At 36.9% G+C, this 20,062-nt stretch carries 20 protein-coding genes; 1 reads left to right on the top strand and 19 read right to left on the bottom strand.

The annotated features are described in order from the left end of the window. Positions 1-142 precede the first annotated feature (142 nt). From F995_RS00150 to F995_RS00230, 17 genes are all read right to left on the bottom strand, one after another. On the bottom strand, positions 143-529 hold the full coding sequence (locus F995_RS00150) for a hypothetical protein (protein WP_004644755.1): 387 nt from the start codon (positions 527-529) through the stop codon (positions 143-145). A 426-nt stretch (positions 530-955) separates the two neighbouring features. Beyond that, a complete protein-coding gene (locus F995_RS00155; RefSeq protein ID WP_004644756.1) occupies positions 956-2,233 on the bottom strand; it encodes an LPD7 domain-containing protein in 1,278 nt (425 codons plus the stop codon). Positions 2,234-2,243: 10 nt separating this feature from the next. Continuing rightward, positions 2,244-2,525, bottom strand: coding sequence for a hypothetical protein (locus F995_RS00160; RefSeq protein WP_004644758.1), 282 nt, complete (start codon positions 2,523-2,525; stop codon positions 2,244-2,246). Positions 2,526-2,535: 10 nt separating this feature from the next. Next, positions 2,536-4,782 carry a type IV secretory system conjugative DNA transfer family protein gene (locus tag F995_RS00165; RefSeq protein ID WP_004644759.1) on the bottom strand — a complete coding sequence of 749 codons (2,247 nt, stop codon included), beginning with the start codon at positions 4,780-4,782 and terminating at the stop codon, positions 2,536-2,538. Continuing rightward, positions 4,779-5,891 carry a P-type DNA transfer ATPase VirB11 gene (gene virB11 / locus F995_RS00170; RefSeq protein ID WP_004644760.1) on the bottom strand — a complete coding sequence of 371 codons (1,113 nt, stop codon included), beginning with the start codon at positions 5,889-5,891 and terminating at the stop codon, positions 4,779-4,781. Before virB11 ends, F995_RS00165 begins: the two co-directional genes overlap by 4 nt. Further along, positions 5,872-7,296, bottom strand: a complete 1,425-nt coding sequence (gene virB10 / locus F995_RS00175) for a type IV secretion system protein VirB10 (protein WP_004644761.1) — start codon at positions 7,294-7,296, stop codon at positions 5,872-5,874. Before virB10 ends, virB11 begins: the two co-directional genes overlap by 20 nt. Next, the gene (locus F995_RS00180; protein ID WP_004644762.1) at positions 7,296-8,186 is read right to left on the bottom strand and encodes a TrbG/VirB9 family P-type conjugative transfer protein; all 891 of its coding nucleotides are present in this window, start codon (positions 8,184-8,186) and stop codon (positions 7,296-7,298) included. The genes virB10 and F995_RS00180 overlap by 1 nt, the downstream gene beginning before the upstream one ends. A gap of 11 nt (positions 8,187-8,197) precedes the next feature. Continuing rightward, positions 8,198-9,013 carry a VirB8 family type IV secretion system protein gene (locus tag F995_RS00185; protein WP_004644763.1) on the bottom strand — a complete coding sequence of 272 codons (816 nt, stop codon included), beginning with the start codon at positions 9,011-9,013 and terminating at the stop codon, positions 8,198-8,200. 153 nt (positions 9,014-9,166) lie between these two features. Continuing rightward, a complete protein-coding gene (gene virB5 / locus F995_RS00190) occupies positions 9,167-9,868 on the bottom strand; it encodes a P-type DNA transfer protein VirB5 (protein ID WP_004644764.1) in 702 nt (233 codons plus the stop codon). 11 nt (positions 9,869-9,879) lie between these two features. After that, entirely contained in the window at positions 9,880-10,905 is a 1,026-nt protein-coding gene (locus tag F995_RS00195) for a TrbL/VirB6 family protein (protein ID WP_004644765.1), read from the bottom strand. Positions 10,906-10,928: 23 nt separating this feature from the next. After that, positions 10,929-11,237, bottom strand: coding sequence for a hypothetical protein (locus F995_RS00200; protein ID WP_004644766.1), 309 nt, complete (start codon positions 11,235-11,237; stop codon positions 10,929-10,931). Positions 11,238-11,239: 2 nt separating this feature from the next. Beyond that, the gene (locus F995_RS00205; protein WP_004644767.1) at positions 11,240-13,702 is read right to left on the bottom strand and encodes a VirB4 family type IV secretion/conjugal transfer ATPase; all 2,463 of its coding nucleotides are present in this window, start codon (positions 13,700-13,702) and stop codon (positions 11,240-11,242) included. Between the two features lie 7 nt (positions 13,703-13,709). Beyond that, positions 13,710-14,036: a VirB3 family type IV secretion system protein gene (locus tag F995_RS00210; protein WP_005407440.1), complete on the bottom strand. Its 327-nt coding sequence runs from the start codon at positions 14,034-14,036 to the stop codon at positions 13,710-13,712. Beyond that, positions 14,036-14,341 carry a TrbC/VirB2 family protein gene (locus F995_RS00215; protein ID WP_004644768.1) on the bottom strand — a complete coding sequence of 102 codons (306 nt, stop codon included), beginning with the start codon at positions 14,339-14,341 and terminating at the stop codon, positions 14,036-14,038. Before F995_RS00215 ends, F995_RS00210 begins: the two co-directional genes overlap by 1 nt. A 134-nt stretch (positions 14,342-14,475) precedes the next feature. After that, positions 14,476-15,153 carry a lytic transglycosylase domain-containing protein gene (locus F995_RS00220; protein WP_004644770.1) on the bottom strand — a complete coding sequence of 226 codons (678 nt, stop codon included), beginning with the start codon at positions 15,151-15,153 and terminating at the stop codon, positions 14,476-14,478. Further along, positions 15,153-17,405: a type I DNA topoisomerase gene (gene topA / locus F995_RS00225; RefSeq protein ID WP_004644771.1), complete on the bottom strand. Its 2,253-nt coding sequence runs from the start codon at positions 17,403-17,405 to the stop codon at positions 15,153-15,155. Before topA ends, F995_RS00220 begins: the two co-directional genes overlap by 1 nt. 283 nt (positions 17,406-17,688) lie before the next feature. Further along, the gene (locus F995_RS00230; protein ID WP_004644772.1) at positions 17,689-17,967 is read right to left on the bottom strand and encodes a hypothetical protein; all 279 of its coding nucleotides are present in this window, start codon (positions 17,965-17,967) and stop codon (positions 17,689-17,691) included. Between the two features lie 464 nt (positions 17,968-18,431). Here F995_RS00230 and F995_RS00235 point away from each other — a divergent pair, with 464 nt between their 5' ends. Continuing rightward, positions 18,432-18,677, top strand: a complete 246-nt coding sequence (locus F995_RS00235; RefSeq protein ID WP_004644773.1) for a hypothetical protein — start codon at positions 18,432-18,434, stop codon at positions 18,675-18,677. A 25-nt stretch (positions 18,678-18,702) separates the two neighbouring features. Here F995_RS00235 and F995_RS00240 read toward each other — a convergent pair whose 3' ends face one another. Both F995_RS00240 and F995_RS00245 read right to left on the bottom strand, forming a co-directional pair. Beyond that, positions 18,703-19,023 (bottom strand): hypothetical protein, encoded by a 321-nt coding sequence (locus F995_RS00240; protein ID WP_004644774.1) that lies wholly within the window; start codon positions 19,021-19,023, stop codon positions 18,703-18,705. Between the two features lie 11 nt (positions 19,024-19,034). After that, complete coding sequence (locus tag F995_RS00245; protein ID WP_004644775.1) at positions 19,035-19,307, bottom strand: hypothetical protein; 273 nt, start codon at positions 19,305-19,307, stop codon at positions 19,035-19,037. Positions 19,308-20,062 lie beyond the last annotated feature (755 nt).

Genomic DNA, 20,062 nt, shown 5'->3' on the forward strand with positions numbered 1-20,062 from the left:
AAGGATACTAAAATTCAGAAAGTATCTGGCAAATGATAATGCTGTTAGTAAGACCAATAATCCGCAGACTGTATAGAAAATTTTATTGCGTTTACTAACCAATTCGACAATAGAAAGATCCTGATTTTTCATTCCATGATCCTTAGTAGCTTGAGCAATACTGCATTTCTCTATAACCATGAAGCATATTCACCAGAACCATTAACTGGTTAAGGTATGTGCAAGGTAATCCATTTAATTCAGGGAATTTTTCCCACATTAAATATTTGTCTTTGTAAAGAAAGCTATTTCTCTTAAATTTTTCTTGACCAGATAATTCAATTTTCATTTGTTCAAGCTGCTTAAAATGCTCAACCACATCGTCTGGAATCGGCATATTGAGTGCTACACTCTTACCATTCAACCAATATTGGATTGGTCGGACGTTAATAGATTCATTAAAGCCTATAGCTTTGAAATAATCCCTTACTGCTTCAGCGTTATAGAACCCCAATGATTCAACTAGCAGTTTAAAATCTGCATTTGTCATTATATACCGTCCTTAATCAGATTAAATTTGATTATATAGTCCACAGGTGGACAAAACAAGTAATATCCAAAGTTTAACCTTCTATTAGTTTTAGTAGATCATGGACTGCCAATGTTATTGTCTGGTCCATAATCTCTAAAACGTCTAATCCCGATGCTTGGACAATTGCTGCAAGCTGCAGCTATTATCCAAGCCTCTATTCTAACTATCTAATGCAGATCCATAGCAGACATATCAGAGCAAAGTGTCTACTTTGCGAACTGACGCAATCAGTTAAATTTTCCCTTCCCTGATTACCGTTGATTTTCAAGCGAGCTTTAAAAAGCTGTGCTTTTTAAATGGCGACTGCAGAAAATGAACTACTCCCATTTGATCCAGTAACGAGATATAAAAAAACACTCTTAATGGGTGTTTTCGTGGCCTAGATTATCGGGATATATCTTTATTTTTAGTTCTCTCTTGAGTTTTAATTTGTGGCTGCTGTTTTGGAGCATTGGCATCATAAGCCGTTAATTTTGGCTTATGAAATTTCTGATTTTGAATATCGGTATTGTGTTGAATCTGAAGCTTAGTTTTATCATTTTTGGTTAGAGCTTTTTCAGTTGTTTCTTTCAATTTACTCAAGCTTTGGGCTTCCCACTTCCCTTTATTTGCTAATGTTTGAACTCTTGCGCCTGTTGGCAGTCCAGTTTTAGGATCAATTTCTTTAGTATTCACTTCGACTTTGTTAGACCCTTTATAGGACAGGACAATATCATCATTCTTAATGATATTTTGCTCTTTCAAAGTACGTTCCAGATCCTTCGCCCAGATTGTATTTTTTTCACCTTTACTATTTTCAATAGTGGCGTAGTAGCTGCTGTTATTTTTAGGATCATGCTTATAAGGTGCTGCACCATGATCTACTAATTTTCCAACGTGCATTTTTTTCTGATTAAGCTGTTCAACCGCAACGTCTATACTGGCTGTACGCTGCTTTTCTGTGAAACCGTCAGCTTTCATCTTTTTATCAAAAACTGTCAGTAAAGCTTTTTCCTGTTCTGACAGGTTATTAATTTTTTCCTTCCGTTCCTGTGCTGTATCTACTTTTTCCTTCTCATTTAAAGGCTTCTCTTTCTGGCGTTCATTACCCTTTTCAATAGTATTGAGAACTACCTCTTTACCTTGTTCTTTTTTCATATCATTGAGCAAGGCTAGATCAATATCACGAGGTTCATAACCCTTTACTGTCATGCCCTTCATTGAAGCTTCAAGCCATACATTCCGTTTAAATTCTTCAGAGCCTTTAACCTGTATTGTTTCCCATTTTTTAGCTTTTGCTACCTCCACCATTGAAGCAGCAATATGTTTATCATCAATTGTGGTTTTTAAAGCTTTTCCAGAATCTTCAAAAGCTACTTTTTCAGGATTACCTTTAAAGTGATATTTGTCATCTACCACATAATATTTATTGAGCAATGCTTTAGGTATGCCTTCTTCACTCGATTCTTTACTGTCATCAGCTTTTAGCTTTTTGGTATCAGTTACCTTAGTTTCTTCAGGATCTTGATTAATACCTTTTGTGCTTTTTGAAATATCTATATTTTCAGCTTTTTCAATCGAATTGACTTCAGCTTGATTTGTTTCTAACGTCTGGCCAAGTTTGGTATAGCCTGTTTGTTCTTTATTAAAACTAGGTTTATCGACCTTGTTTGCTTCAGTCATGATCAAGTCCTTATTGATTAGAAATATTTTGGCGACGTGCTGCTTCGTCAATAATCATTTTGGTTTGAATATATTTGTCTGTTAGAAGTGCAATTTGTCTTTCAGTTTCAGTGCTTAAATCTTTATTTTGCTGATATACAGCTATGCTTTGCATATAGTTTTTTACAGTGTCAGGCGGATTAACCGCTTTAGATGAAAAGCCATTAGGACTGGTCACGGCTTTATTTGAAGTACAGCCCACAACTGAAAAAGATAGGGCAAGGCTGATTAATGTAAGAGAGATTTTTTTCATGATAGTTTCCTTATTTAGAATTAACTTGGTCTGAAAACGCCTGATAAACGTCATCAATATCTGAATTTTCTATAGATCCGTTTTGACCTTCATCGGCTGCAACTAGATTTTCCGCTTGTTCTGATTCATCTACTGCAACCAGATTTTCCATTTCTGCAATCATGGCCAGAGGATCTGATTCATCTGCTGCAACAAGGTTTTCCATTTGTTCTGGTTCATCTACTGCAACTAGGTTTTCTATTGGATTTTCAGCACTAGCTTCCACCTGGCTAAAGAAGTCATCGACAATATTTTGCGCTTCAGTATCTTCTTCCCATTCAACAGCCCCAAAGAATTGATCGACCACTTGTAGACATTCTTCAGGTTGTGGATTTTCTGGATCTTCAAAAACTGTTTTATCTAACTTAAATTCAGGGATAACTAAGCTAGAAATATCTATCTGTTCAGCCTGTTCTACTGTAGTAATTTCAGTTATACGTTTTTCAATTTTTGCCTTATGCAGCTTTACGTCTAAATCAGGAATAGGAATTGAAAGTTCCAGATCCTCAAAGGCAATTTTTTCTAATTGCTTGTGAGTTGGAAAACCTTTAATTGCTTTCATGCTAGGAGAAACGGACTTTAGGCGATCCACAAAAGCACTGTCATTAAAATACTTAGCCTTTTCACACATGATAGGTTTTGTATTTTCCATAAAGATAATTTCTTTATCTTGCGACAATTCTTTTAACTCTTGAGGGAGCATTAAAGCTCGTCTTTGATCTGATTCATTTTCTGAATTAGAGCCACCTTGACCCCATGCCATAGAACGGCTTTGGCCTTTAGATTTTGCTTTGAAAGTGAAATAGCCAAGCATTTCACTATATTCATTGGCATCACGTTGTTCTCTAGGCGGATAAACGATTTGCAAAGCATGGTTAGTCACAAGCCCCCTAGTTTGGGTTTTATAAACGTCCTCTAGCTGGCCAATAGACTGAATAATTGTTAATAAACGAATGTTATAACCCGCGATAAACGAGTTAGCATCTGCAATTTTCGCGACTTTACCAACAGCCGTTGCTTCATCATTCACGACTAAGCACTGATATTTCAAAGATGAATCTTGTTGTGGCAGTGTTTTTAGATTCACATCAATTAAGAGTGAATAGAACAAATTGATTAAGTTCTTAGCATCCCCTAAACGGTTTGGTTGAACACCAAAATAGATAGACATTCTTTGTCTGCGTACATCTTCAAGTTTAAAGTCACTTGATGAAGTTGCAGCGTCTACAATCGGGTTCGCAAAAATCGTTAAAGGTGAGGTAAAAGTAGAAATGATGTTACCGAGCGTATTGTCTGGTGAACTTAAAAAACGGTTTAAAGCATCTAGGCAAGTATCACTAAGCGGTTTATCACTTTGCGCTCTTTCATCAATAATAGATCTAATATGATCCTGAATTGGCTTACCTTTACCTGAACTCTGTCTTAAAACCTCGCCCATAGTTACAGGCAGATCTTCAGTTTCAAATAGATATAGGGCTAGGCCAAGAAATAAGTTATTAGCATTGTCATTCCAGAAATCGGTTTTAGCATCACCAGTCACAGGGTAGAAGCTTCGACCAATAGCAAGAATTTCACCTACTCTAAAATTTTCGTCATGACTAACGGTATCAAATGGATTCCATTTGTGAGATTTTAGATCTTCAGAAAATGGGCTGAATAGATAAACTTTCTGTCCATTCTTAGCACGAAATTTAGAAGTTAATAGGAAGTTTTCAAGCTTTAAATCCAATACAACTACACTATCCGAATAGTTTAGAAGGTTAGGAATAACAATCGCTACACCTTTACCGCTTCGTGTCGGAGCAGCCAGAAGTACAAATTGCTGACCGCCAAGCATTAAGTATTTATTATGATATTTCCCTACTAAAATTCCCTTATTTCCCATCAATCCAGATTTCTGAATTTCTTTTGTTGTGGCAAATCTGGCATCACCATGTAACGACTGTTTTTTATTAAACAGACTAGCAATTACTAAAGCAGGGAGAACAAAAGTGATAAATAGTGCAGCGATCAAGGCACCTTGCAGCTTTTTCTTTTGTGCAGGTACATTGTGTGCATATAAATCCCAATAATACCCCCACGTTGTCAGATTCACTTCAGGAAATGGATTGGTCTTATTAGCTAAGTAATAAAGAACACCGGCCAGATATTTAGTAATAAAGAAACCAACGACCGCTAGAAAAATCGCAAGGAGTAGAATCAGGATCTTTTTATTCATGCTCGATCCCCGACAATAATTTCAGCATCACCAAATTGAGCCTTAACTTTAGAAACAGGATCAAATTTAATTTCAGAAATAAAGCGTTCTTTACCTATTAAATTACTTTCATCATCGTATTTTTTCTTCACTTCAACATGAACAATAATATCAATGGTTAAAGCAACTAATTCCTTTAGTGTAGTGACATCGTAGATATTTGCTTGTTCATGTTCTTTGCACATAAAGACATAGCGATCATAAGCCAGTGAACAGCTTTCAGCGTGATAACTTGTAATAGATCCACTGTGACCAGTTGTAAGCAATTTCAGAAAGTCAAAAGCTTCTCCACCACGTAATTCAGCAAGTAATACACGGTCTGGCTTCATACGCATATTACTAGCGATCAGATCAGATGGAGTTACCTTAGCTTTACCTTGACCACCTTTAGAATAAAGTAGGTGAACCTTGTTTTCATGTGGAACAAAAAGTTCACGTACATCTTCAATAGTGACAAGACGTTCATTTTTAGGAATGTACTGACAAATTGCCTTCATGAAAGTGGTTTTACCAGAACCAGTATCACCAACAACTGCAATATTTTTCTTACATTGAACAGCGAATTTAAAAAATCCCTCAAGATCTTTGTTTTCTAAAAACTGGACTAGCTTAATATCTTCAGTACGTAATACAGGTTTAAACTGCTCAAACTCTTTAGATTTCCCATATCTGAAGTGGTCAAAAAAGCCTTGATCTTTATATTCCTGAAATGATCGGTTTGACTCGTCAGGAATACGGATTGTCATTGATACCGTTCCATTTTCAATGGCTGGCGGTAGAACAATCTGAATACGCTCTCCATCAGGCAATTGAGCAGATAATATAGGGTTTTCTTGGCCAATCCGTTGATTGGTATAGGTAGCAATAACATTAGCTAAAGCTGTTATTTGCGCCATTTCCAGATTTATAGAATGCTTTTCCCATCCTTTATTAGATTCCGTCCAAACTTCGTTAGGTGCGTTAATTGCAATTTCAGTCACCCCTTTAGTTTTTAAGAATTTTTCTAATGGAAGTAATAGCTGTCTAACCATTACATCCTTGCTTAAAACATTATTTTGCGCGGAGTTCATACACACCTCTGAAATCAATATCTTTGGCTACGTAAATTGAAGCTACATCACCCTGATTTTTATAAATTGTTGGCTTGATATTGATTGTTTCATTCAACACTGTTTCAGCCATTGATTTACCCATGTCTGAAGTGTTTTGAAGCATATAAGGAGTGCTATTGTTCCCGCCTGTTTCTTTAGAAATACCGTAAGCAATAGCGTCTTGAACTAAAGAAAGCATAAACGCTGCACCGATACGTGCCCCCCAACGGTTATCTACTCGACCACTTAAACCACCTGTTCCTAAATGGTCTGCTGCGGGAGAATCAATATCGACAATAACACCATGCGGAGTTTTTAAGCGTGACCAGATGATACCTAAACGTCTTTGCCCTTGTGCTGCAATACTTTTGTATTCTCCAATGACTTCAGATCCCGCTTCAGCAAGGACTACACGACCATTATCAGAATAAACAGGTTGTGGAAGGACACATGAAGCCATACCGCCAATTTCTGAAACGACTTTAACTGACAGGTTGCAACGGATTACACGACCTTTAGCAATTAAGTAATTTCGATCCCCAATAAACCTAGCCTGGACTTTATTAGAGGAATGATCGGCCATGTTAGTTGTAGCTTGTTGTGGCTGATGCTGCTGCATAGGTTCATCATCATCATGCGCTAAAGACATCAAACCAGATCCAGAGAAATTACCAGAACGGCTATTACTATTCTGATCCTGTTCAAACTGTTTCATCATGCCTGTTACTTGGTTATAAGCTGCTTGATGATTCATGCTTGACGGCTGGCCAACCGCCCCGCCTTGTTGTGAAGGATTGACAAAAATCCCGCCACCGTAACGGCTTCCATTGTTTAAAGGTACATATTGAGCTTGTTGTTGTGGCTGTGGCTGAATTACTACAGGCTGTTGATTTGCTGCTTGTTGTTCAACTACTGGCGCAGCTTCAGGCTGTCTTAAAATCTGCTGACCATTTTGGCATTGAAAAACCAACATGCCGTTATAAGTTAAAGCATTGCCGTTATTGTCTGTTAGCTGTCTAGGAATACTTTGATCCTGACAGGCATCTAGGCTTTGAAATTGAGCATTTTGACCTGCATCCAGTGGCACAGGATCAGTATTAGTAAATTCCCGTCTTTTAGCTGAAGCATCTAGGCTTGGATCTATCTGATTTTCTTTTAATTGGGCTGCTTCTTCAGCATCACTACTATCTGAAAAGAAGTTATAGGCAAAGACCGCTATAACAGTAAAAAGTACCGCCATAACTGCAATAAACGCTATTTTTTTACCTTTTCCATCTTCCTGATCCCCACGTTCATTGACAGACACAATGCCATTTTCTGATTCGTTAAATTCTTCATCAGGAGCTTGTTGATCATCTAATGGTTTTTGATCATTAGTATTCATTAGTTCATATCCCCAGTAATGACACGTTTAACACCCTCTACAGTAGTGCCATCTTGAGGAGCAACACCGACAGGATCATAAGATTCATTGAAAATGCTCACTACGCCTTTTCCTTGACGTAAAACAAATTTTTTAGCTAGAGCTTCAACAATCAAAAGTTTTGGATCTTCTTTACTGATATGGAAATTAACTTTTTCTTCCCCTTCCGTACCTTCAATAAATACGACTGGAATATCGGTATTTCCTTTAAATCGCATATAGGTAAAACGACCGTCATCAAATAGCATTTCTGGAACAAAATGCTTCCCTTTACTGTTTGTAGCTTGACGATAATTCCAATTTTTAGGGATAGGTGCAGCATTGGCTAAACGATGCTGTAAAACCAAAAATTCAGTAAGCTGGCTTTCTTCTTTTAATTGTGCTGCATAAGCGTTATAGCGTTGAGCTTCTTCCTGTTTACGTTTTTCTTCTTCTTGTGGGTATTTAAAGACAACACGATACATCGGTTTTTCTTTGGCATTATTTAGAACTTGAAAATCAAAACTATAATCACGCTTATTAGTGCGTAACTCTAAGTTATTCCGAGTAGCCTTATCCTTTGGCTTCACCCATACTAAATTTGATCCAGTATCCGCAAAAATACACCAATTGGTGTCATCCTTTTCACAGTCTGAAGGGTATCCAGTAGCAGCACCACGCTCTAAAATTCTTTCACCTTCACCTAATACAATGCGGGTTACAGTGCCTTTTTTGACAGTAATTCGATAAACATCATTAGGAACATAATTGATTGTTCTAATACGTGAATCGGTAGGCATAGCTTTAGGCGTAATTGCTGCATAAGAGATCCCATGCATAGCCAAACCCAAAGCAAGAATTAATTTTTTCATGTAATGATCCTTTACATTCCTTGTTGAGCTTGTGGCTGAACAGCAGCCCCGCCTTGTTGAATCGGAACATAGACTTGCTGACTAGGTTCAACAACCGCAGCTTGCGCTACAGGTCTGTTAGGAGATAGTTCAGGATCGACACGATAGCCCACGACCTTAAAGCCGAATGGATTTTTAATTAGATCTTTTTCTACCAGTTTATTTAGATTGTTCGGAGCATATTCATATCGAATACTTGCAATATAATATTGTGGCTGTTCATCACGATTAGCTTCGACTGAATGCAAAGTCTTAGTGAAGCGGACACTAGCGGTAAAACCTGTTTCATCCTGATTAGTCTGGACAGAAATCACATCAACTTTTAATTCATATTTTTTGCCGTACTTTTTATCTCTTGCGCTATCACCTTCATAGAGTGAAGCAAAGTCATTACCGACCTGATTACTGCTCATAGTCATGACTAAATCATAATCTGGCTGTAATAACGGATAGAAATAACTCTCACGGGCGGTTACATAGCGAGTAATGTTATTTTTATCAATTAATTCTTGTTTGCCTTTTACTTGCTGATCATCAACAACGCCCACGTATTCAACATTTCCTTGAGCTTTATCTACTGTGAAAACAACAGGTACAGTCTGGCGCATTGGAGCTAATGTCACTAATCCAATGGCTTCTAAGACGGCCACGCCCACCGCTACTTTTGCAATAGTCCAAGCTTTACGTTCTGACTTAGCCCGCATCGCAATAAGATCTGCTTCCCAATCCATAGCTTTTTCATAGCTTTTAGCTTCTTCAGCAGCAGATACTTTTTTAAGTTTGTTCATGATAGACCCTATTAGAGTTATTTCTCTAAGTATGCCAAAAAATATAAAAACCGTAAACCAAAATAATATATTTTGGTTTTATAAATTCAATGTTTTCTGAAAAATTGCAAAAAAAATACCCATTTCAAAAGAAATGGGCTTTTTTTTAAAAGTTTAGTTACCAGAGTAGCCGTCAAGAATGTTGCCTTTTTGGGCAGCACGTTTTAATCGGCCTTCAATTTCAAGCTGTTGTGCTGCATCTTTTTGAGCTTGCGCTTGCGCCTGCATCAAAGCAATTCGGTTTGCATCATTAGCAACTTGTGACTGTTCTGCTTGAATCCTAGCCTGTAACTCAGCGATAGCTTTAGCATCAGTAGTGTTATTGATCTGTTTACGCAGATTATCAATCTGCTCAGTACGCAGATCCGCAACGCCTAACGCTTGCTGATTTAAAGCCTGTGTTTGTGCATTGTTATTTAATGCAGCTTGACAGGCTTTATAGTTCTGGCCAGTTCTAGAAGCACAGTCATAAACCATTGTGGCATCACGAATGTTTCTAGCTGCTGAAGTCATACCATTGACACCGCCTTGTTGGATGCCTTTATAAATGTCAGCAACGTCACTTGGAATCACGTCTTTAAGATATGGATTATTGACAGCGTCACCGAAACCACGAATACCAGTAATGGAATCGTATTGCTGTTTTGCCTGTTGGATCTGGTTCACCATCTGATTGTATTGCTCACCCCAAGCCACCATATTTTGAACAGCTTGAACAAGGTTAGCACCGTCAATGACAGGAATACCTGTAGCATTGGCTTGACCACTAATAAACAAAGATGAACCTAAACCCAAAGCTAACAATTGTTTTTTCATTAGAAAAATTCCTATTTGTTTCTTTTGAGGTTAGAGAGAGTATGTCGTTGATATAACGGCTTAGATCCTCCTGTATTCGAGCTATTGGAATTATTAGAGCTGCTAGAATTCCCTTGAACACTTCCCCCAGTAGTAGGAGTAGCTGAAGCACTATCAGATTTTGAATTATTACCGCCACGACCTTTAGTAATTGCTTGTGCTACAGCACGACCGACACCTTGAACACCCGCCCCACCTGTTATGGCTGAAGCCATCGTTGGAATGTTCCACATGATCACTACAATAGTTCCCGCAACAATACAGAGGGAAACTACAGAAGTAAGAATGTCACCCGCATCAAAGTTATTAGCGATTTGCGTACACATGCCTGAAACGAAAGCAAAGAGCATACTGATAATTGCTGTGATAAAGCCTATGGTGAAAACATAGCTCAATGTTTGAGAAAGCCAACTTTCAAAATATTTTTGTGTAGCAGGGAACATTGCACACAGAATGAATATGGGACCAACGCCTAAACAAAGTTGCAGACTGATTTTTGCCAGTAAATATAGACCAGTACCAATGAAGAACAATAGGAATTGAGCGACAGAAACAACAGCAGCAGATAAATACAAGCCAATATCAGGGAAAACGCCAGAAGCTGATTCAGCTTCTTCACCTAATTTTTGGATTAAATCACCCCACGGAACGCTCACTTGATCCAGTAAAGCACCTAACGAAGATTCACCACCTGGACTAACAATCTGAATTAAACCTATGGCTAGTCCGTTAATAGCTTCAACAACAAAGGATTGATAGACTCCCGCACTTAAAGCAATTCCACCAACAAAAGCGATCTTAAAAAACTTCCATAAAGCGGTATAAATAGAATCTTCTTGTGCGCCAGTCGCAATATTGTAGCCAATGATCAGGATATAAATTGTTGCAGCAGTCAAAGCTATAGGAACAATTGCAGAAGCGATATTACTACTAACACCTGTCACGTAACTTGCTAATAGAGAATCAATTTTTGTTTCTAATGTAGTAATAATTGCCATTGCAATCCCCTATGAATCCTTAATTATTTTGAATCTGGGTTATATCCATCAAGAATATTTCCAGATCCTTTTTTGGTTTCTGGTTTTACTGGTTTTACTGGTTTTTGAGGTGCAGAAGGATCATATTCATCAAGAATATTGCCCTTTTGGGATGCTCTAGCCTTGCGCTGCTTCAGTTCTTCTTGCTGTTCAGCAGTTAAGTCTTGAAGTTTTAATTGTTGTGCAGCCTTCACTTCTTCTTTTAACTGCTTAACCTGTTCCTTATCATCAGAACATGCAGTTGTTAAAGTAGAAATAACCAACAAACTAGATAGTGCTAAAAACTTAGTCATGACTAAGCAACTCCTTTTTCTGAAATTAATTTTTTACGTTCTGCGATCCGTTGTAAGAAAAGTTCGCCCCAATCGTTAGGATCTTCACCAACTTCATTCATGAGATTTTCGAGAAGTTCTACATTGTCCTTAGAGCCTGAAATAATCTGTAAAACGTCACGCATTTCGCCTAGATCCATTTTGCAGAGTGCGGAACGGCTACCCTGCTTAACTAAGAACATGCGTGAGTTTTCTTCTAGCTCTTTAATAATTTCAAATTCTTGCGGAGTGACCTTAAAGCCGTTTACATAGTCATCGTAATCAGCACGAGGATTAGGTAAAAAGATTTGAGTAACGCTTTGTTCAACCATTGTTTTACCAATGTCAGAATCTAAAACGTCACTTGGAGATTGCGTCATAAAGACACCTAGACCATTCAATTTACGTATAGTTTTCTGCTTATCTTTGGCAAAATCTTTGAAATATTCATCTGTTAATGGCTTCCAAAACTCGTCCATCCAATAAATAAACGGACTACCATCAATCAATGAATCTGTGATGTGTAATAGATAAGCCATGATTGGTGTACGGACTTCTGGATCATCTAAAAATTCCGTGTAGTCATAACCAAAGATTGGCATTTTGGCTTTAGAAAAGTCTTGAGTATCGTATGGATTATCAAAGACCCAAGATAAATTTCCGTCATGATCAGCAGTGTTACACCATTTAGCTAAACGATCCTGAAGCGAATCACCCCCGCCATTTACTTTCAGATTCATATATAAAGCTGAAAGTCTGCGGAGTTCTAACGGCATATCATCACGCATAATGGTACGAACAGCCTGACTGATTTCCAGATCTTCAGCAGCATTACGAACGCCACCTACCAGAATTTTTACAAGCTTTTCTACAAACTGAATATTTGTTTCAGTCGGTGGTAGCTGCAACGGATTAAAGCCAGTTGGTACACCACGCTCTAAGGCATAGTATTGACCCCCAATCCGTCTAATCCCAATTTCTGCGCCCCTATCTTTATCAAAGAAAACACCCTTCAGATTTTTATACTTACAAGCAAACATCATCATGGCCATGACTAGGGTTGTTTTCCCCACACCAGTTGTTCCAATGACACACGTATTACCTGGCATCTTGTCATCTGTAGAATCTTGCTTATCAGGGCTGACATGATGATTAAAGTAAAATGGTTGGCCACTTGGAGTTTTAAATAAAGCTAGTGCTTCACCCCAAGGATTGCCGTCACGCTTACCTCTTGCGAAGTTATGAAAAGGGCTTAAAGCAGAAAAATTTAGGCTTGTGAGATATGCTTCTCTTGGACGCATATTAAAGTTACCCGCTAATTGCGAGAACCATGCACATTCAGGAACAGTATCAATTACAGCCATTTTGAACCCTGCTTCATCTGATAAAGCAGTTCTGGCACTCGAAACATTTAGAGCAACTTGATTTGGTGAATCGCCAAAAATCGCAAGCGTATAGTGATATTCGCCTAACTGGAAATTCCCGCTATTAGCTTCACTCATAGCCAGATCAATATCACGAATCTCTTGATCTGAAACGTCCTCTACAGAATTTAGTTGGCCTTTAATTGTTTTTAATTTATCTACAGCATCACGCTTGCCATAAACCGTGAAACTTTGAGTTTCAATGTATTCATAGTTTCCATACAGGATGGAATTGCACATTCCTGATTCTGATAAACGTGGAAATTCTTGAATATCCAGAAAGCCTACATATTTTTGCGCTTCAGGATGTTTAATCTGTAAATAGCCATTTTTGTCACCAAAGAACAAGCGACTACTTGGAATATATTGATCAAGATTAGCCTGTCTTAAAGGGATTTCTTCCCAAACTCCATTAGTTAAAAAACCAAGTAGATTACACATTCCGGAGTAGACAAAACCTTTCTTGGTATAGGTCGCCAGACGTTCTGGATTGTAGTGATATAGACTTGCTTCAACCTGTTTGGCTACATCATCCAAAATATCGAGATCCCGCTTAATCTGCTTTTTCAGGGCTACTGGATCACGACTAGCTTTACTCTTAAAAATCTTTGTTAATCTGGAAATTTCAGGACGATAAAGAATTGTTAAATACAATTCAGTAGCCATCTGTTTATTCTTTTCACCCTGAAACTGCTGATAATATCTTTCATTAAAATCAGCAATAAAATCATTTTCATAAACGCCATTTAGACGTTCATTAACTCCCCTACGAATCTTATGCGTCCAAACAGCAAAGTGACCGCCACCTAAAGCACGATAAAAATTATTTAATCCTTCTTTACGGATTCTAATAATATCGGCTTCAACTGTTTCAAACGAAATGCCTTCTAATTTCCATGTAGCAATGTATTCACCATTTTTAAGCTTAATAACATTGTTGGAAACATGATTACCAAACGGCAGATAGTCTGAAATTGCGACTTCAGCATTTGCGCTATCTCTAACTTGCTGTTTTGAACGCATGATATTGTTATTTCCTTTTCTTTAATTTAAGTGGCGAAAATGAGATTGCTCCCCATTTTTGATGGTTCTGGATCTGTTTCCCTCTTATGCGCCACCGCATCAATACTTGCTTTAATCGTTGGTCATCTACTTTTGTTATTGCCCGCATCCAGAAGTAAATAGGCACATAAATAGCTGCTATAAATAAAGTCACATAGGCACTGAGTAGATAAAAAGACCAACCCGCTAAAAGAATTGCTACCCCCGTCACCAACAAAAAAGGCAACATTGGAACGCCAAAAAGCATGGCAGGACGAGTGCAACCCCTGAAAATTGGATCAGAAAAATTCGACATTAGTTAATCAGCCAAGCAGCGATACCCGCAGCACCACCTACCAAAATGCCCCCAATAACGATGTTAGAAATGTCTGACCACTTTGCTTGTTGCCAAGCCAATTTAAAGCCAGCCCACATGATAGTGATGGTAAATACAGTTACAGCCACACCCGCTAAGACTGACTGAACATTAGCCATAACCGTATTAACTTTTGAGATTTGAGCAAAAGCAGGGCTTGAGATTAACGTCATGAACAACATCAATACGCTTGCTTTGATACCAGTCGTTTTAGTCGTTGTTATTTGCGTTTGATTTGCTTTCATTATTTTCTCCAAGTGAAGCAATTAAGACCTAGCGCATTAAGCACCAAGAACAATATTTTTGGAAAATCAAATATTGTTCATTGGTACTAGATATTTAATATATTACACTAAGTTTTAAACTTTTTGAAAATATTTTAAAAGACCATAGAAGATTTTAAACTTTTTTCTTTTTCTTTAAAGTCTGTACCGTTAGTTAAGAAAAATGAAGGCCGTTTCTCCACTACTGGAAGGCTTTGAAGTTCTGTATTTTCGGTATATCCACTGGAGTTAGGCATATCTGCATTAGTAGCAAAATATGCAAGCTGTTCCGAGCTATTCATAGGAGGTGAAGGAGGATTGAATTTTACAGGCATGGTATTGAGTGAACCATTAGCAAAATAATTCAAATTTCTTGATACTTTCGCTACATACCCATTTCTAAATCCTGATGAATGGTTGCCAGTGTTATAGCAAGACATAGCTTTATAAATATCTTTGCCTTTTGCCCTATTTCGGCAGTCGTTAAAGATAAATTGCATTGCGCTTAGATTAGTGCAGGGATCAAAAACTTGCTCGACACTAAGATTTAGTCTTTTGAAATTAGCACTATTAATTTGAGCAAAACCAACATCAATATTTCGTCCCTGGCTAATTAATCTTTTGGCCAGAGATACAGCTTCTTCATAGCTAGTCGGCTGTTTTTTAAGACCTGCGGCACGATTAACCCCTATCGCAAAAGGATTAAATGAGGATTCAGATTTAACAATTGCAGACGCAATATTTACATCAACTTGTGGCGCACATTGTTGTGCCAAAACTACGAAATCAATCATTACTTTTTCACCTCAAATTTTGGCTTACCTTTTTGATCTGGGTAAGTAGCGGAGCACCCATTTTTATAGTTGGTACACCCCCAAAAATAGCCATTTGCCCCATTGATCCGTCTTAAATCACTGGCACATTGAGGACATGAATAGACTTCAAGAAGTGGCTTTTTATTAACTTCAGGCAAAAAGACTTTGCAATCTGTTTCCCGATTAGGACAGAACCAGATCGGATCTTTACCTTCTTTTTTGGATCTGAATAATGGCGTTGAGCATTTAGGGCAAGGATATTTGATTTTCTCTACTGGCTGACCTTTCTTGTTATCCATCGAGTGCTTACATTCCTGATCATTGCAGATCCAAAAAAATTCTTTAGTTTGCGAATTTTGGAATTTATTTAAGCGACCTGTTTTACATTTAGGGCATGAATGAATAACTTTTTCGACTGGTTTACCCTTGTCGTCATCCATCGAGTGCTTACAGTCCTCATTGCTACAAATCCAAAAAAATTGATTGGTTTTAGTATTCTTAAATTTTTTTAACTGGCTCTTACACTTTGGACAAGGTATTGCGTTTATAGCTGTCAGTTTTGAAGCTGTACTTAGCTCTTGAGCAAGTTGAGTGTATAAGGCAGAAACAACCGAATTATATGAAGTTTCACCAGATGCAATTTTATCTAGCTGCAACTCCATCTCTTTTGAATAGTGCAGATCCAGAAAGCTAAACTTAGCTTTTAACAGACTACCAATTAGATCATTCCCTAATTTAGTGGGTTTTAAGACTTTCTTTTCTACCTCTAAAAAGCCCTTATTCAGAATATTGGCCATGATTGATGAATAAGTAGAGGGGCGACCAATCCCGCAGCTTTCCAATTTTTTAATTAGTGAAGCTTCTGTATAGCGTTTTGGTGGCTTGGTTTGTTTTGCAATAACTTCACCGCTTTTAACATCAACTACAGAACCAACTTCTAAGACCGGCACCACGCCTGAAGGCTCGTTTTCATCTTCATTCAGGCAGTCTTTCCCAAAAACCATCCACCCTTTTTTTATTAACTCACGGCTTTTAGCATGGAACTTATATTTTCCATCTTCAGACAGTAATTCCAAAGTAACGGCTTTATATTCAGCTTTGGCCAATTGACTTGAAATAGTACGTTCCCAAATCAATTGATATAAAGCTTTTTGTTCTGGTGAATTTCCTAGATCTTTATCAGTTATGTGAACAGGTCGGATTGCTTCATGTGCATTTTGCGCCCCATCTTTTTCCTTAAACTTATTAGGCTTTTCAGGTAAAGAAAATTGATGTTCATTAGCATAAGCAAAGATTTCTTCTACACTTTCATCAGCTATATTTAGGCCGTCAGTCCGAATGTAAGTAATTGCCCCCTGTTCAAATAATGCCTGTGCTGCTTTGGTCGTTTGTTGAGGGCTAAAGCCTAAAGCTACACTAGCAGCTTGTAAAAGTAGGGCTGTAGAGAACGGAGAAGGAGCATTTGAATACTCTGTTTTTTCAGTGCAGTTTAAAACTTTAACTTTCTTAGTTTTTGCAACTTCTTCAGCTAAGGAACGATCTAAAATATAAGGCTGATCCTCAGTTACAAAATCCGTTGTAACCCATTGCGAGATCCATTTTTTAGGCTCTTTATCAAAACTCAAATTAACGCCAAAGTGGTTAGTAACTTTGAATTTCAGGATTTCGATTTCTTTAAGGACAACGATTAAAACAGCAGGAGATTGTACCCGCCCCGCAGATGAAGTCTGCCCCATAAGATTAGATGCAATAGGGGAAACTAGATAGCCCACCAGACGATCTAAAGCCCTACGTGCTTCTTGAGCATATACAAGCTGATAATCTAAACCACGCCCATTATTAATGGCTTCTCTAATAGCTTTTTCTGAAATCTCATTAAATTCTATTCGTTCAAATTGACCATCTTCCAGACCTAAACATTCTTTTAAATGCCATGAAATAGCTTCACCTTCCCTGTCTGGATCGGTAGCTAAATAAATCTTGTCTGCTTTATTCAAAAAGGCTCTTATTTTTTCAATACGTTTTTCGCCACCGTCAAAAGTTCTGTCATTAACTTTAGCATCAGGAATAAATGAATATTCCATTGCAAAATCATTGGCTATATCAATACCTAAGCCTTTTCTTGGTAGATCCCGAACATGGCCAACACTGGCCACAACTTTAAAATTAGATCCTAAATAACTTCCAATTTTTGAACATTTGTTAGGAGATTCAACGATTACAAGATTCATGGGTTATTTCCAAATTGTGAAATTTAGGAAACTCGAAAGCCCACAAAGAAAAGATGAATATAAGAAAGCAACTACTTGAAATTTAGTGAAATCTACAAGGATTTCTAAAAGCAGTGCATCTTGTGGCATGAAGCACACAAGATAAACACATGAAATAACTAGAAAAAATTTTAAAAAATTTCCATATTTATATAAACTTATAGCCATTTTCTTAAATATCTTCTCAGAGCTTTAAAGTAAATTATCCAAAATATATCATATTGGAAATGGATTTTGTATTTTTTTACTTGATTCTTATTATTTTTACTTCTTCTGTATAAATTTTTTCTTTCAAGAAATCATTAAGCCTAGTCAGATCCTTAAAGATCCTAGCTTTATCTTTTTCTCGTCTTGTTGTTAAAGTCCAAACCTTTTGGCCTGACCATGCCAGTTTTGCTGTAATAAAAAATCCACCCTCAAATTCATTAATAATTAACTCTTTAATAAATTCTTGTTTATTAGATTCCTCAAGCACCACCTCTGAAATAGAAAAATCAGGATCAATATTTATAAAATCAGTCATCCATAAAACCTTTTAAAACACCCGTAACAAAGGTGCATTATCATCAATTTAGGTAATCTTGGTAAAGTTTTTTTAAAGAATTTAAATAAATTTAAATCTTTTAGCTAAAATCTGTTTTAGTCATGACTAAAAACCTCGATGCCTGGATAAAAGCTGCAGCGTTTATCCAGGCATCTATATTACCTATCTAATCCAGCCCCCTAAAGGTATCTCAGAGCAAAGTGTCTATTTTGCGAACTGGTGCAATATGTTAATTTCCCCTCCCTGATTACTGTTGCAAGGGGCAAGCGAAGCCAACAAAATCTGTGGTTTTGTCGAGCTGACCGCAGTACCGCAACTACTCCCATCTGTTCCAGTAGCGGGATATACAAAGCCATCCCGCAGGGTGGCGAACAGATAAAGTAGTAAATTATTTGAAAAGGACTTAATATCCACCTGTGGACATTCATTAAATAGGATAAGTTATGACTGAAGAAACAGAAACAGCACAAAAGGTAGTAGATCGTAGAAAAAGATATAGAAAAAAGGCTTCAACCAAAACTCCACTTTCAGTTTATTTCAATATGGATGTTCCTGAAGATGTTGAAGCACTGGAAGCCTTGGAATACTTAAAAGATATTTATGGCGGGGAAAAACAAGGAAAAAGTGTAGCCGTCAAAGAAGTTTTGAGAATTTTTTATAAACAATTACAAGAAAAAAAGCCTGATTAAATCAGGCTTTTTTTCTTGCAAAAACTTAGGACTTTTTCACTGTAGTAACTAACTTGTCATCTACATAAAGATAAACTCTTTTATTATTTGTATAAGATGAAATTTTAGGTTGCCCTTCTCCACCTCCAACAGATCCGTCTTGATTACTGCTAACGAAAGAACAATGAGGAAAGCCTTTACCTTTAGCCAAATCTTTTTTTACGTCACGAATTGTAGACTGACATTCAGAAATATTAAGACCGCCAGCAAAGCACATAAAAGCACGACAGCCATAATTTTCGTCTTTAGCTGCAACTAAGGCAGAAGCACTAGCTAAGGTTAAACCTAAAATAAATTTTTTATACACAAGTAGTCGCTCTATTTAAATGAGTTTTCCAGTACGAATAACTTGCCTTCAAAGTTTAGAGATATTGTTTTGGCATTACTGCACATTGAACAAATCTCTTGAATCAAGAAGGGTAAATTCCGTGTGAATCGAATTTTTCCTGATGCGGTATGAATAACATGATCAACATTATTTACTTTTACAGTCACGAAATATTGGAACTGTTCATTCATACCAATTTCAACACCATAGTTATTGGCATTGAAGTCATCGACTGTTTTCAAGTCATTCATGGTTAAAGCCATTTCTGCAAGATTCCTAGTTTTTTGAAAGTGAAGTGCGGATTCTTACAAAATATAATTAATTTAAAAATGTAACTGAAGTGTTACTGTGTGTAAAAGACACAAAAACACCAATTATTTTTAAACAATTTTAATATATATGAAAAAGTTTTAAACTTTAACAAAAAAGTTAAAACTTTTTTAAAAAGTTTGTATATATCAAAACTTATATTTTTTTAGATCCCTTCCCTTTTTTGTCATGTAAATATCACTTTAATAATCTTCTAAACATTTCTAAAAACTTTTTAAAAAAACTAGAATCAGATTTAAAAAGAGTTTAATTAAAGTTTAGGAGTGTTTAGAACAGTTTAAGAGCATTAATTTCTGTTTGTAAAACATAAGCTTATAAGTTCATAACTATACGTTTTGTCGCTACAACTATACGTTTTGTCGCTACAACTATACATTTTGTCGCTATAACTATACGTTTTGTCGCTATAACTATACGTTTTGTCACATACCTATACGTTTTGTCGCAGATAATCCACAGATTTATCAACAGCATACAAAAAATAGCTAAATTTTGCTTAAAAATCAGTAATTAATTAGGCTTTTAACTCTAACTTATTATATTTTTGCGTATTTTTTAGCCTTAACCTATTTTGTACTCCCAAAACTATACGTTTTGTCGCAACTTCCGCGCATAACTATACGTTTTGTCGCAAACCTGCAATTATGCTTACTGAATACGATTATATATATTTTTCAGGAATTAACTA

The sequence above is a fragment of the Acinetobacter sp. CIP A162 genome (assembly GCF_000367905.1).
In the GTDB taxonomy this organism is placed as follows: Bacteria; Pseudomonadota; Gammaproteobacteria; order Pseudomonadales; family Moraxellaceae; genus Acinetobacter; species Acinetobacter lwoffii.